General features: G+C 69.4%; 13 protein-coding genes. 8 read left to right on the top strand and 5 right to left on the bottom strand.

Going from position 1 to position 12,377, the window contains the following annotated elements:
* The first annotated feature begins 71 nt into the window (after window positions 1-71).
* On the top strand, window positions 72-557 hold the full coding sequence (locus tag VFQ84_RS01440; RefSeq protein WP_325128462.1) for an 8-oxo-dGTP diphosphatase: 486 nt from the start codon (window positions 72-74) through the stop codon (window positions 555-557).
* A 254-nt stretch (window positions 558-811) separates the two neighbouring features.
* Entirely contained in the window at window positions 812-1,255 is a 444-nt protein-coding gene (locus VFQ84_RS01435; RefSeq protein WP_325128460.1) for a PA2169 family four-helix-bundle protein, read from the top strand.
* Between the two features lie 264 nt (window positions 1,256-1,519).
* On the opposite strand, the gene VFQ84_RS01430 is transcribed toward VFQ84_RS01435, so the two are convergent.
* A complete protein-coding gene (locus VFQ84_RS01430) occupies window positions 1,520-3,676 on the bottom strand; it encodes a M3 family metallopeptidase (protein WP_325128458.1) in 2,157 nt (718 codons plus the stop codon).
* 202 nt (window positions 3,677-3,878) lie between these two features.
* Here VFQ84_RS01430 and VFQ84_RS01425 point away from each other — a divergent pair, with 202 nt between their 5' ends.
* A complete protein-coding gene (locus VFQ84_RS01425) occupies window positions 3,879-4,361 on the top strand; it encodes a glutathione peroxidase (protein WP_325128456.1) in 483 nt (160 codons plus the stop codon).
* Window positions 4,362-4,367: 6 nt separating this feature from the next.
* Here the strand turns inward: VFQ84_RS01425 and VFQ84_RS01420 are convergent, their stop codons facing one another.
* The 3 genes from VFQ84_RS01420 to VFQ84_RS01410 are packed head-to-tail and all read right to left on the bottom strand — an operon-like array spanning window position 4,368 to window position 6,528.
* The gene (locus tag VFQ84_RS01420; RefSeq protein WP_325128454.1) at window positions 4,368-4,925 is read right to left on the bottom strand and encodes a TlpA disulfide reductase family protein; all 558 of its coding nucleotides are present in this window, start codon (window positions 4,923-4,925) and stop codon (window positions 4,368-4,370) included.
* A 4-nt stretch (window positions 4,926-4,929) separates the two neighbouring features.
* On the bottom strand, window positions 4,930-5,691 hold the full coding sequence (locus tag VFQ84_RS01415; RefSeq protein ID WP_325128452.1) for an alpha/beta hydrolase: 762 nt from the start codon (window positions 5,689-5,691) through the stop codon (window positions 4,930-4,932).
* Window positions 5,692-5,751: 60 nt separating this feature from the next.
* Window positions 5,752-6,528 carry a ferredoxin--NADP reductase gene (locus VFQ84_RS01410; protein ID WP_325128450.1) on the bottom strand — a complete coding sequence of 259 codons (777 nt, stop codon included), beginning with the start codon at window positions 6,526-6,528 and terminating at the stop codon, window positions 5,752-5,754.
* Between the two features lie 154 nt (window positions 6,529-6,682).
* Here VFQ84_RS01410 and VFQ84_RS01405 point away from each other — a divergent pair, with 154 nt between their 5' ends.
* The 4 genes from VFQ84_RS01405 (at window position 6,683) to VFQ84_RS01390 (ending at window position 8,560) form a co-directional block, all read left to right on the top strand.
* Complete coding sequence (locus VFQ84_RS01405) at window positions 6,683-6,892, top strand: cold-shock protein (RefSeq protein ID WP_290778779.1); 210 nt, start codon at window positions 6,683-6,685, stop codon at window positions 6,890-6,892.
* A 205-nt stretch (window positions 6,893-7,097) separates the two neighbouring features.
* Complete coding sequence (slyD, locus tag VFQ84_RS01400) at window positions 7,098-7,580, top strand: peptidylprolyl isomerase (RefSeq protein WP_325128444.1); 483 nt, start codon at window positions 7,098-7,100, stop codon at window positions 7,578-7,580.
* Window positions 7,580-8,032 carry a CoA-binding protein gene (locus VFQ84_RS01395; RefSeq protein ID WP_325128441.1) on the top strand — a complete coding sequence of 151 codons (453 nt, stop codon included), beginning with the start codon at window positions 7,580-7,582 and terminating at the stop codon, window positions 8,030-8,032. The genes slyD and VFQ84_RS01395 overlap by 1 nt, the downstream gene beginning before the upstream one ends.
* Before the next feature lie 138 nt (window positions 8,033-8,170).
* Window positions 8,171-8,560 (top strand): hypothetical protein, encoded by a 390-nt coding sequence (locus VFQ84_RS01390; RefSeq protein WP_325128439.1) that lies wholly within the window; start codon window positions 8,171-8,173, stop codon window positions 8,558-8,560.
* 12 nt (window positions 8,561-8,572) lie between these two features.
* On the opposite strand, the gene VFQ84_RS01385 is transcribed toward VFQ84_RS01390, so the two are convergent.
* Window positions 8,573-10,651, bottom strand: a complete 2,079-nt coding sequence (locus VFQ84_RS01385; protein WP_325128436.1) for a molybdopterin oxidoreductase family protein — start codon at window positions 10,649-10,651, stop codon at window positions 8,573-8,575.
* A gap of 80 nt (window positions 10,652-10,731) precedes the next feature.
* On the opposite strand from VFQ84_RS01385, the gene abc-f reads away from it, so the two are divergent.
* Window positions 10,732-12,377, top strand: a 1,646-nt coding sequence (gene abc-f, locus VFQ84_RS01380; protein WP_325128434.1) for a ribosomal protection-like ABC-F family protein, incomplete at its 3' end; no start/stop codon positions are given.

Genomic DNA, 12,377 nt, shown 5'->3' with positions numbered 1-12,377 from the left:
CCGCGACGGCTTGCCGGGCGGCGCCGTGAGCGACGATGCTGTCGGCCTGGTCCCCTTCACCGCGAGCCGCCATGCCTTACACGCCCATCGTCGCCACGCTTGGCTACGTGCTGTCCGCCGATCGCCGCCGGGTGCTGATGGTCCATCGCAACGCGCGGCCCGGCGACCACCATCTGGGCAAGTACAACGGCCTGGGCGGCAAGCTGGAGGCGGACGAGGACGTGATGTCGGGCATGCGGCGCGAGATCCGGGAAGAAGCCGGGATCGAATGCGGGGCGATGTCGCTGCGCGGCACCATCAGCTGGCCGGGTTTCGGCAAGCACGGCGAGGACTGGCTGGGCTTCGTCTTCGTGATCGAGGCCTGGTCCGGCGAGGTGCCGCCGCGTAACGAGGAGGGGGACCTGGCCTGGGTGGAGATCGGAGCCCTGGAGACGCTGTCCCTGTGGGAGGGGGACCGCCATTTCCTGCCCCTGGTCTTCGACGGGGATCCCCGGCCGTTCCATGGGGTCATGCCCTACCGGGACGGGGTCATGCAGTCGTGGCGGTATTCGCGCTGATCGTCCGGCATCGTGAAGTGATCTCCGGTGAACGCGGTTTAATCAGTCGTTTGAAATCTGGCTGGCCGGCCGAATAACCGAATTTTCACCTCGTGGAACGTATGATTCACGGGCTGATAACACCCCACGGGTCGTTGCCAGCGTCGTTCGCTTCCCTTCGCGATCGTCCGGATCCCGCTTCCCGGGACCCTCCGCCGCCTGGCTTGGGCGACGGGACGATCGCGCTGCCCAACCCTCACGCCAAGGAGCGCCGCATGACCGATACCACGAACAACCTCTCCGACCTGATCGAGATCAGCGAAGACGGGACCGCGTTCTACGAGGAAGCGGCGCAGAAAGTGAAGGACAAGAAGCTCAGCACCCTGTTCACCCGCCTGGCCAAGGCCAAGTCCGACCTGGCGGCCGAACTCTCCGGCGAAGTGAAGCCGGTGGCCGGCAAGAAGAAGGCCACCAAGAAATCCGAAACCACCCTGGGCGAACTCAGCAACGCCTACGCCGGCCTGCGCAAGCAGTGGCCGGAAGCCGGCGCCGAGCGCTACGTGCGCATGGCCGAGGTCGAGGGCCAGCTGCAGACCACCTTCCAGAAGGTCGTCCTGGACCGCGACCACAGCTTCGTGGTGCGCGTGCTGGCCAAGCAGTACGTGTCCAAGGCCGAGGTTCTGAACAAGGAGCTGCGGGCCTGCAATCGCAATGCCTGATGGGGTGTGGGGCTTTTTAAAGCGGTTACACGGAAAGAGCGGATAAGAGCCGATAAACACGGATAGAGCCGAAAGGCTTTTAGTGGGTCTTGGTTAGAAGGAACGCCCGGCGGAAACCGGGCGTTTTTTTGTGCGCGGAGATCCGGTCTGGCCGCGGTCCAATCCAAAAGCTTTATCCGTGTTTATCGGCTCTTATCCGCTCTTTCCGTGTCCAAAAAAAAGACGCCCGGCCGAAGCCGGGCGCCTGGTCACGCTAGGAACCGGTTACTGGGCCGAAGCGGGCGCCACTTCGAGGCCGCGACGCTTGAGCAGGGGACCGACCTGCGGATCGCGGCCGCGGAAGTCGCGGAAGAGCTGCATGGCGTCCACGCTGCCGCCGCGGGAGAGCAGGGTCTTGCGGAAGTGGTCGCCGTTCTCGCGCTTGAGGCCGCCGTTTTCCTTGAACCACTCCACCGACTCCGCGTCCAGCACCTCGGACCACAGGTAGGCGTAGTAGCCCGCCGAGTAGCCGCCCATGATGTGGGAGAAGTAGGTGCTGCGGTAACGCGGCGGCACCGGGGCGTAATCCAGGCCGGCCGACTTCAGCGCCTGCGCCTCGAAGGCCAGGGTGTCGCTGGGTACTTCGTTGGCCGCCAGCTGGTGCCAGCTCTGGTCGAGCATCGCCGCCGCCAGGTACTCGGTGGTGGCGTGGCCCTGGCCGTACTGCTCGGCGGCCAGCACCTTGTCCAGCAGGGCCTGCGGGATCGGCTCGCCGGTCTGGTAGTGCTTGGCGTAGTTGGCCAGGATCGACGGCCAGGTGGCCCACATCTCGTTGACCTGCGAGGGGTACTCGACGAAGTCGCGCGGCACCGAGGTGCCGGCGAACTGCGGGTACTTCACGTTCGAGAACAGGCCGTGCAGCGCGTGGCCGAACTCATGGAACATGGTGGTGACCTCGTCGAAGGTCAGCAGGGTCGGCTGGCCCGCGGCCGGCTTCGGGATGTTGAGGTGGTTGGCCACCACCGGCTGGGTGCCGGTCAGGCCGTTCTGCGGCACGTAGGCGTTCATCCAGGCGCCACCGCGCTTGTTCGAGCGGGCGTAGAAGTCGCCCAGGAACAGGCCCAGCGGCTTGCCGTCGGCCTCGAACACCTCGTACACCATCACGTCCGGATGGTAGGTCGGCAGGTCGGTGCGGCGCTTGAAGGTCAGGCCGTAGAGCTGGCCGGCCGCTTCGAACACGCCGTTCTCGAGCACCGAGGTCATCTCGAAGTAGGGGCGCAGCTGCGACTCGTCGAAGTCGTACTTGGCCTGGCGCACCTTCTCGGCATAGAAGGCCCAGTCGGCGGCCTCGAGCGCGAAGCCGCCCTTTTCGGCGTCGATGATGGCCTGCATGTCGGCCGCTTCCTTGCGCGCGTTGGCGACCGCGGCCGGGGCCAGGTCGGACAGCAGCTTGTTGACGGCGCCAACGGTGCCGGCGGTCTCGTCCTCGAGCACGTAGGTGGCGTGGTTGGCGTAGCCCAGCAGCGCGGCGCGCTCGGCCCGCAGCTTGGCGACGCGGGCGACGATGGCGCGGTTGTCGAACTCGCCGCCGCGGCTGTTGCGGCCCAGCGAGGCGTCCATGATCTTCTTGCGCAGCGCGCGGTTGGTGAGCGAGGACAGCGGCGGCTGGCCCGAGGTGTTCATCAGCGCGATCAGGTACTGGCCTTCCTTGCCGGCGGCCTTGGCGGCTTCGGCGGCGGCGGTGATGGCGTCGGCGGACAGGCCGTCGAGCTCCTTCACGTCCGACACCAGCACGCCCGAGGCCTGCACTTCCTTGAGCACGTTCTGGCTGAAGGTGGTGGACAGGGTGGCGAGCTCGGCGTTCATGGCCTTGAGCGTGGTCTTGTCGGCATCGGAGAGGTTGGCGCCGGCGCGGACGAAGTCGGTGTGGTAACGCTCGAGCAGGCGCACCGATTCAGCGTCGAGGCCGAGGTCGTTGCGCTGGTCGTACAGCGCCTTGATGCGCGCGAACAGCTTGCCGTCGAGCACGATCGCGTCCTGGTGCGCGGCCAGCTTCGGCGCCATCTCGGCCTGCACTTTCTGCATCGCCGGGTTGGTGTTGGCGCCCGCCAGGTTGAAGAACACCGCGGCGGTGCGGTTGAGCAGGGCGCCGGTCTTCTCCATCGCGACGATGGTGTTGTCGAAGCTGGGCGCGGCCGGGTTGTTGGCGATCGCGTCGATTTCGGCGCGCTGGTCGGCCATGCCCTTCTCGAAGGCCGGCGCGTAGTGCGCGTCCTGGATCTGGTCGAAGGGCGGCAGCTGGTAGGGCAGGGTGCTGGCGGTGAAGAAGGGGTTGGCGGGCATCGGCGCGGCGGCCTCGACCGCAGGGTCATGGGCGAAGGCGGCGCCGGGCACGGCCACGCAGAGCGCGGCGGCGAGGGCGAGGGAAAGCTTGTGGGTCATGGCACGTCCTTGCAGGGTTCTTGGAGGCAGGGGTCGGATCAACCCCCGAAGCCTAACGCATGCCGCGTCCGGACAACCCCTGACGAAAGGCAGGGGCGGCGGCCGGTCGCGCCGCATTCGTAAAGGTGGCGTGAAACACGCGCCGCAGACACCGGCGCGGGGGCGCTTGCGTTAGGCTTCCCGCACCCCACCGGAGCCCGCCATGAGCAGCGTCTACGATTTCTCCGCCACCACCCTCGACGGCAAGCCGCAGTCGCTCGCCGACTTCCGCGGCAAGGCCATGCTGATCGTCAACACCGCCTCCAAGTGCGGCTTCACCCCGCAGTACGCCGGGCTCGAGAAGCTCTCGCGCGATTTCGCCGACAAGGGCCTGGTCGTGCTGGGATTCCCCTGCGACCAGTTCGGGCACCAGGAGCCGGGCGATGCCGAGGAGATCAAGAACTTCTGCTCGCTCACCTACGACGTCAGCTTCCCGATGTTCGCCAAGATCGAGGTCAACGGCGCCAAGGCGCATCCGCTCTACCAGTGGCTGAAGTCCGAGAAGTCCGGCCTGCTGGGGCTCGAGGCGATCAAGTGGAACTTCACCAAGTTCCTGGTCGACAAGGACGGCCAGGTGGTCAAGCGCTACGCGCCGACCGATACCCCCGAGAAAATCGGCAAGGACCTCGCCAAGCTGCTGGGCTGAGCCGGGTCAGGGCGCGTTCGCGGGGCGCGCCAGCGCCTCCGGGGGCAGCAGGGCGATCACTTCCTGCACGATCTCCCGGATCGATTCCTCGCCGTAGCCCAGGTGGCGCGAGGCGATCCTGCCGTCGCGGCCGATGATGAACATGTTCGGCAGCACCTTGACGCCATAGTTGCTGCCGTTGACGTCGCGCGGATCGTGCAGCCAGGTCAGCTGGGTGTCCTTGTTGGCGCGCAGGACGCCGCGGAATGCCTGACGGGTCTCGCCCTGGTTCACGGCGATGACCTCCAGGTAGTCGGGGCCGACGGTCTTGCGGATCGCGTCGAGCATCGGCAGCTCGCGGCGGCAGGGACCGCACCAGGAGGCCCAGAAGGTGACGATCACGACCTTGCCCTGGTGGGCCGACAGATCGACGTCGCGGCCCTGCCAGTCCTTGCCGTGGATGGCGGGGGGGACGCTGCCGACGGCCGGTCGCTCGTTTTCGGCGCGGGCCGGTGCGGCCGGTGCCGCCACGGCGGCGGTGGCCACCAGCACGGCGAGGCAGAGTGTCCGGAGGCGTCGGTCCATGGCGTCAGCGTGCCTCGTGCCGGTCGCGGATCCGGGCGAAGACTTCGCCCGCGGCAGGCGTCCAGACGACCCAGGCGTGGCCGCCGGGGCGGGCCAGCACCTGGTCGGCGGGCAGCGCGGGCGCCAGCAGGCCAATGGCCTTCGCAAGGCGGTCGTCCACGCCGTAGGCCAGCCACACCGCGTCGCCGCGACCGCTCGCGGCCCAGCCCTGCAGGTTGCGCCAGACCTCGCGCTGGTAGGTCTTGCGGTTGATCTCGGCCGGCCGCGGACCGGGGGCCCAGCCGGCCAGCCCGGTTTCGCCGATCTCGGCCAGCAGGCCGCGGTCGCCCAGGTAGGGCGCCAGCAGCACCAGGCCATCGAGCTCGCCCGGGTGGCTGCGCTCGTACAGCAGGGTTCCCATGCCGCCCAGCGAGGCGCCGGCCAGCCAGACGCCGGCGTAGCCGCGCGCCCGCGCCGGGGCGATCACCTCGGCGTGCAGGCGCTCGGGCATCCGGCCTTCGTAGTAATAGCCCAGGCCGACTTCGGCCAGCAGCACGTCGGCCTGCGGCCAGGCGGCCTGGATGGCGCCGGCGATGCCGCTGTCGGCCAGGCCCTGCAGGTCGTCGCCGCGGCCGGGCAGGACCACCACCAGCACCCGTCCGGAGCCGCCGGCCGGGGCTTCGACCAGGCGGGTCGCGATCGATCCGCGGGTGGCGCCGGGACTCAGGCAGCCCGTCAGCGAGGCCAGCGCGAGGGCCAGCAGGGCAAGGCGAACGAGCAGGGGCATCGGCGTCTCCGTGGCGATGCCCGGAGGATAGGCGAGGCGGCGCGGCGGCCGCCAGCGCGACTACTTCTCGACGAAGGCGCGCTCGAACACATATTCACCCGGGGTGCCGATGCGCGGCGCGGCCTGGAAGCCGCGGGCGTCGAGCAGGGCGCGGAAGTCGGCGAGCATCTGCGGGCTGCCGCAGATCATGGCGCGGTCGTGGGCGGCGTCCAGCGGCGCCAGCCCGAGGTCGGCCTGGAGCCGGCCGCTTTCCATCAGGGTGGTGAGGCGGCCCGAATGCCGGAACGGCTCGCGGCTGACCGCCGGGTAGTACAGCAGCTGGCGGCCGATGATCTCGCCCAGGTGCTCGTGCCGCGGCAGCTCGTTGACGATGTAGTCGTGGTAGGCGAGGTCCTCGACCCCGCGGACGCCGTGGGTCAGGATCACCTTCTCGAAGCGCTCGTAGGTCTCCGGGTCCTTCACCACGCCCAGGAAGGGCGCCAGGCCGGTGCCGGTGGCCAGCAGGTAGAGGTTCCGCCCCGGGTGCAGATCGCTGATGAGCAGGGTGCCGGTGGGCTTGCGGCTGACCAGGACGTCGTCGCCGGGCTGCAGGTGCTGGAGCCGGGAGGTCAGGGCGCCGTCCTGGACCTTGATGCTGAAGAACTCCAGGTGCTCTTCCCAGTTGGCGCTGGCGATGGAATAGGCGCGCATCAGCGGCCGGCCGGCCACCTCCAGCCCGATCATCACGAACTGGCCGTTGTCGAACCGCAGGCCGTCGTCCCGGGTGGTGGTGAAGCTGAAATAGGCGTCGTTCCAGTGCCGGACGGTGAGCACGCGCTCGGTGGCGAAGGCTGACATGGGGTCTCGGCGGGGGTCTGGGGAGGGGCAAAAGGACCCCGGATTGTACGCCATTAGCTTTCCGGGCCATAAGCGAGTAGGGTGCGTGTACTGCGGTTGCCGGTATCACGGTTAATCGTGGTTACCCAACAACTGTTATTTAAGGATTAGAGATATGTCGGATCGTCAGACTGGAACCGTGAAGTGGTTCAACGACGCCAAGGGCTTTGGCTTCATCACCCCGGAAAGCGGCGAGGACGTGTTTGTCCACTTCCGTTCCATCCAGGGCACCGGCTTCAAGTCCCTGCAGGAAGGCCAGAAGGTCTCCTTCAAGGTCGTGAAAGGCCAGAAGGGCATGCAGGCGGACGAAGTGCAGCCGATGTAATCCGGCTGCCTGCCGCCAGGCAGCGCAAGAACGAGCCCCGGCCCGCAACGGCCGGGGCTTTTTCATTCCTCCAAGCAAATGAACCAGGTTCATTTGAATCAAATGAACCTGGTTCATTTGCTTGGGCGGGGCGGTTGGCCTAGCCTATGCGGCCTTTCCCAGCCGCCCGGTGATGCCGGTGCCGGCGTACTTTCCAAGGATTCCCATGCAGATCGCCGAGCGCACCGTCGCCACGTTCCACTACACCCTCACCAACGACGCCGGCGCGGTGCTCGATTCGTCCAGCGGCGGCCAGCCGCTGGCCTACCTGCACGGCGTGGGCGGCATCGTCCCGGGCCTGGAGAAGGCGATGGAAGGCCGCCAGGCCGGCGACAAGTTCGACGTCGTTGTCAGCCCCGAAGAGGGCTACGGCACCCCGAACGAGATGCTGGTCCAGGTCGTGCCGCGCGAAGCCTTCCAGGGCGTCGACGAGCTCGAGGTCGGCATGCAGTTCCAGGCCCAGACCCCGCAGGGTGCGATCTCGGTCGTCATCGCCAAGATCGAGGACGGCATGGTCACCGTCGACGGCAACCATCCGCTCGCCGGCCAGAACCTGCACTTCGCGATCGAAGTGACCGAAGTGCGCGAGGCGAGCGTCGAGGAAGTCCTGCACGGCCACGTGCACGGCGCCGGCGGCCACCACCACTGATGAACGCCCCGGGCGCCCGCGGCCAACTGCTTTCCAGCGACGACGCGCTGCGGGCGCTGCTGGCCCGGGTGCGGCGCATCGCCGTGCTCGGGATCAAGACCGAGACCCAGCGCGGCCAGCCCGCGATCGAAGTGCCGCGCTACCTCGAACGCGCGGGCTTCGACGTGGTGCCGGTGCCGGTCTACTACCCCGAGGTCGAAACGATCCTGCGCCGCCCGGTGTTCCGCCGCCTGGCTGACATCCCGGGCGACATCGACCTGGTCAATGTCTTCCGCAAGTCCAAGGACCTGGCCGGACACCTCGACGATCTCCTGGCCAAGCGCCCCGGCGCGGTCTGGCTGCAGTCGGGCATCCGCGACGACGCCTTCGCCGAAGCGCTGATGGCCGCGGGCATCGACGTCGTCCAGGACCGCTGCCTGATGGTCGACCACCGGCGCCTGCTCGCCGCCTGACCTCCGGCGTCCGCGGCCCGCGGGCCCTGCTTCCAGACGCTCCCGTGCCGCCGCGCCACGCGCGGCGACGCGATCGACGCGGGAAATGCCGTGGGTGCCTGCGCTAGACTACGCGTCCCCCCGCGCAAGAATTTCCAAGTGATTCCACTGCCTCCCGATATCCGCCTCGTCTTCGAGGACCGCCCCGGTTACCTCTACGCCCACGTTTCCGGGTCGCGCGACAATCGCGACATCTCCATTGCCTACTGGACCCAGGTGGCCGAACAGGTCCGTCTCCGCAAGGCGCGCAAGCTGATGGTGGTCGAGTCCCTGGGCGAGCGCGAGGGCGAGCACGAGGTGCCGTTCATGATCGATGCGCTGATCGAGATGGGCCTGGACCAGATCCAGGTCGCCTTCGTGGTCACCCGCATCGACATCCTCGGGGCGATGGAGCACGGCGAGATCCTGGCGCTTGAGCGCGGCGCCAACGGCCGCGTGTTCGGCAACGCCACCGTCGCCGAACGCTGGCTGCGGCACGGCGGCCAATAGGCCGTCGGCGGCTCAGGCCGCCGTCACCGTCACCGGCAGGCCATTGAGCGCGGCATTGCCGCTGGGCGGGTCCAGCGCGGACGGATCGGTGAGGTCGTTGTAGCTGGCGCCGGCCACGTCGCGGGCACGCGCCTGGCGCGTACCCGGCCGGTCGTGGCCGAAGCCGTGCGGCAGGCAGGCGACGCCGGGCATCAGCGCATCGCTGGCGACCACGTCGGTCTCGATGCTGCCCACCGCCGAGCTCACCCGGACCCGCGCGCCGTCGGCCAGCCCGCGCGCGGCCAGGTCGTCGGGATGCATCATCAGCTGGTGCCGCGGCTTCCCCTTCACCAGGCGCGGCGCGTTGTGCATCCAGGAGTTGTTGCTGCGCACGTGCCGGCGCCCCACCAGGCGCAGGCCGCCGGCATCGGCGGGCGCGGCGACCAGGGCCTCCAGTGCGGCCATCAGCAGCGGCGGCGCGCAGTCGATCGCGCCGCTTTCGGTTTCCAGCCGCGACAGCAGCGAGGGCCGCAGCGGCCCCAGGTCCAGGCCATGCGGCGCCGCGGCCAGGGCCGCCACGTCCAGGCCGCTGTCGCCGCGGGCCAGGCCGGCGTCGAGCAGCGCCAGCGGCGGCAGCAGCGGACGCCAGGGCTTGCCGGCCGCCGCGGCGTAGGCGGCGCCGAGGCCGTCGAGGATTTCCCAGTCGGCGCGCTCGTCCGCGGCGCGCTCCTGCAGCGGCAGGCTGAGCCGGGCGACGCGGCGCACCGCGAAGGCGTTGAAGTGGATGTCGTAGTGCGGCTGGGTCAGCGGCGAGGCCGGCGGCAGCACCAGGTGCGCATGCCGGGTGGTTTCGTTGAGGCAGACGTCGATCGAGACCATGAAGTCCAGGCCGGCCAGCGCGCGGTCCAGGCCGCGGCCGTCGGGCGTCGACAGCACCGGGTTGCCGGCGCAGGTGAGCAGGGCGCGCAGCTGGCCTTCGCCGGGCGTCAGGATTTCCTCGGCCAGCACCGACACCGGCAGTTCGCCGGCGAACTCGGGCAGGCCGCGCACGCGGCTGCGCCAGCGATCGCGATGGCCGGCGGCGGTGCCGGGGCCGGTGACCGGGAAGGCCGGTTCGTTCGGCAAGGCGCCGCCCACCCGGTCGAGGTTGCCGGTGACCAGGTTCACCAGCTGGATCAGCCACTGGCACAGCGTGCCGTGGGCCTGGGTGGACACGCCCATGCGGCCATACGCGACGGCCGCGGGCGCGGCGCGGAAGTCCGCTGCGATCGCGTCGATCCGGGCGCGCGGCACGCCGGTGCGGGCTTCGACGTCGGCGGTATCCACGGCCTGCAGCGCCCGCAGCGCGGGCTCGAGCCCGTTGAGCTTGCCGGCGTAGGCCTCGGTCCGCGGCGGGCCCAGCGCCAGCAGCGCCTGCAGCAGGGCGACCAGGAACCAGGCGTCGCTGCCCGGCCGGATGAAGACGTGCTCGCTGGCGATGGCGGCGGTCTCGGTGCGACGCGGGTCCACCACCACCAGCCGGCCGCGCGCCACCAGCGCCTCGAGCCGGCGGGCGATGCCCGGCGCCGTCATCAGGCTGCCGTTCGAGGCCACCGGGTTGGCGCCCAGCATCAGGAAATAGTCGGTGCGGTCGAGGTCGGGGATCGGCAGCAGGAACTGGTGCCCGTACATCAGCCAGTCGACCAGCTGGCTGGGCCACTGGTCCACCGACGAGGCGCTGAACAGGTTGCGCGAGCGCAGGCTGCGCAGCAGCGGCGGCAGGTAGGCGATGTGGCCGAAGTGGTGGACGTTGGGATTGCCCAGGTAGGCGCCCACCGCGTCGGCACCGTGTTCGCGCTGGACGGCGGCCAGCCGCTCGCCGGCCTCGGCCAGGGCCTCGTCCCAGCCGATTTCCTCCCAGTCCTTGCCGCGCCGGCGCAGCGGGCGCCGCAGGCGGTCGGGATCGGCCTCGAGGTCGAGCAGGGCATTGCCCTTGGGGCAGACGTGGCCGCGGCTGAACGGATCGGCGGCGTCGCCGCGGATCGCCACCAGCGTGTCGGCCTCGTACTGCAGCTCGAGGCCGCAGATGGCTTCGCAAAGGGGGCAGGCGCGGAAGCGGGCGGTGCGGGCCATGGCGGGGTTCCCGGGGGTCTGGTCCGATCTTAGGGCATCCGGCGCGGGCTTCGGGGCGATCGAGCCTGTAAACTGCGCGCATGTCCCTGATCACCTTCCAAGGCGTCGACTACTCGGTCGGCGGCCCGCTCCTGCTCGAGTCCGTGAACCTGGCGATCGAGCGCAACGAGCGCGTCTGCATCGTCGGCCGCAACGGCGCCGGCAAGTCCACCCTGCTGCGCCTGGTGGCCGGCGCCATCACGCCCGACGACGGCGTCATCAAGCGCGAGGGCACGCTGGCCGGGCTGGCCCAGGAAGTGCCCAAGGATCTTTCGGGCAGCGTGTTCGACGTGGTGGCCATGGGCCTGGGCGCGCTGGGCGCGGACCTGGCGCGCTACCACCACATGCTGCACGACGGCGCCGACATCGACATGGACGAACTGGGCGCGGTGCAGGCCCGGATCGAGGCCGGCAACGGCTGGCAGATCGAACAGCGGGTCGAACAGGTCATCAGCAAGCTCGACCTGCCCGAGGACGCCGAGTTCCAGGCCCTGTCGGGCGGCATGAAGCGCCGCGTGCTGCTGGCGCAGGCGCTGGTGGCGGCACCGGACCTGCTGCTGCTCGACGAGCCCACCAATCACCTGGACATCGAATCGATCGCCTGGCTCGAGGAGTTCCTCAAGAACTTCGGCGGCAGCGTGGTCTTCGTCACCCACGATCGCGCCTTCCTCAAGAACCTGGCCACCCGCATCGTCGAGATCGACCGCGGCCAGGTCACCAGCTGGCCCGGCGACTACGCCAACTTCCTGCGCCGCCGCGAGGAGCGCCTGCACGCCGAGGCCCAGGCCAACGCGCTGTTCGACAAGAAGCTGGCGCAGGAGGAAGTCTGGATCCGGCAGGGCATCAAGGCCCGCCGCACCCGCAACGAGGGCCGCGTGACCGCGCTCAAGGCCATGCGCCGCGAGCGCGCCGAGCGCCGCGAGCAGCAGGGCAACGTCAAGCTGGCCGCCGCCGGCGCCGAGAAGTCCGGCCGCAAGGTGTTCGAGGCCAAGGGCATCAGCTTCGCCTTCCCCGCGGCGGCGCCCGACGGCAGCGCGTCGCGCGTGCTGGTGCGCGACTTCAGCACCGTCATCCAGCGCGGCGACAAGATCGGCCTGATCGGCCCGAACGGCTCGGGCAAGACCACCCTGCTCAAGCTGCTGCTGGGCGACCTGCAGCCGCAGTCGGGCGAAGTGCGGGTCGGCACCAACCTCGAGGTCGCCTTCTTCGACCAGCTGCGCGGCGCCCTGCGCGAGGACTGGAACGCGCTCGACAACGTGTCCGAGGGCCGCGAGTTCATCGAAATCAACGGCAGCCGCAAGCACGTCATGGGCTACCTGCAGGACTTCCTGTTCAGTCCCGATCGCGCGCTGGCGCCGATCACCAAGCTCAGCGGCGGCGAGCGCAACCGCCTGCTGCTGGCCAAGCTCTTCGCCAAGCCCTCGAACGTGCTGGTGATGGACGAACCGACCAACGACCTCGACGTCGAGACCCTGGAGCTGCTCGAAGAACTGCTCGGCGAATACGAAGGCACGCTGCTGCTGGTCAGCCACGACCGCGACTTCCTCGACCACGTGGTGACGTCGACGCTGGCGCTGGAAGGCGATGGGAACGTGCGTGAATACGTCGGCGGCTACAGCGACTGGATCCGGCAGCGGCCCGCGCCGTCGCCCGCGGCTTCCGCCCGTGCGCGCGATGCGGAACCGGC

This window comes from Arenimonas sp. (assembly GCF_035721105.1).
In the GTDB taxonomy this organism is placed as follows: Bacteria; Pseudomonadota; Gammaproteobacteria; order Xanthomonadales; family Xanthomonadaceae; genus Arenimonas.
Note: the sequence above shows the minus strand (reverse complement) of the source record. Positions and strands in the feature narration are given on the sequence as shown.

What these genes read in the sequence shown, in the direction of transcription:
- VFQ84_RS01440 (WP_325128462.1), top strand. Translation starts at nt 72, where the DNA reads ATGCCTTACACGCCCATCGTCGCCACGCTTGGCTACGTGCTGTCCGCC.
- VFQ84_RS01435 (WP_325128460.1), top strand. Translation starts at nt 812, where the DNA reads ATGACCGATACCACGAACAACCTCTCCGACCTGATCGAGATCAGCGAA.
- VFQ84_RS01430 (WP_325128458.1), bottom strand. Translation starts at nt 3,676, where the DNA reads ATGACCCACAAGCTTTCCCTCGCCCTCGCCGCCGCGCTCTGCGTGGCC.
- VFQ84_RS01425 (WP_325128456.1), top strand. Translation starts at nt 3,879, where the DNA reads ATGAGCAGCGTCTACGATTTCTCCGCCACCACCCTCGACGGCAAGCCG.
- VFQ84_RS01420 (WP_325128454.1), bottom strand. Translation starts at nt 4,925, where the DNA reads ATGGACCGACGCCTCCGGACACTCTGCCTCGCCGTGCTGGTGGCCACC.
- VFQ84_RS01415 (WP_325128452.1), bottom strand. Translation starts at nt 5,691, where the DNA reads ATGCCCCTGCTCGTTCGCCTTGCCCTGCTGGCCCTCGCGCTGGCCTCG.
- VFQ84_RS01410 (WP_325128450.1), bottom strand. Translation starts at nt 6,528, where the DNA reads ATGTCAGCCTTCGCCACCGAGCGCGTGCTCACCGTCCGGCACTGGAAC.
- VFQ84_RS01405 (WP_290778779.1), top strand. Translation starts at nt 6,683, where the DNA reads ATGTCGGATCGTCAGACTGGAACCGTGAAGTGGTTCAACGACGCCAAG.
- slyD (WP_325128444.1), top strand. Translation starts at nt 7,098, where the DNA reads ATGCAGATCGCCGAGCGCACCGTCGCCACGTTCCACTACACCCTCACC.
- VFQ84_RS01395 (WP_325128441.1), top strand. Translation starts at nt 7,580, where the DNA reads ATGAACGCCCCGGGCGCCCGCGGCCAACTGCTTTCCAGCGACGACGCG.
- VFQ84_RS01385 (WP_325128436.1), bottom strand. Translation starts at nt 10,651, where the DNA reads ATGGCCCGCACCGCCCGCTTCCGCGCCTGCCCCCTTTGCGAAGCCATC.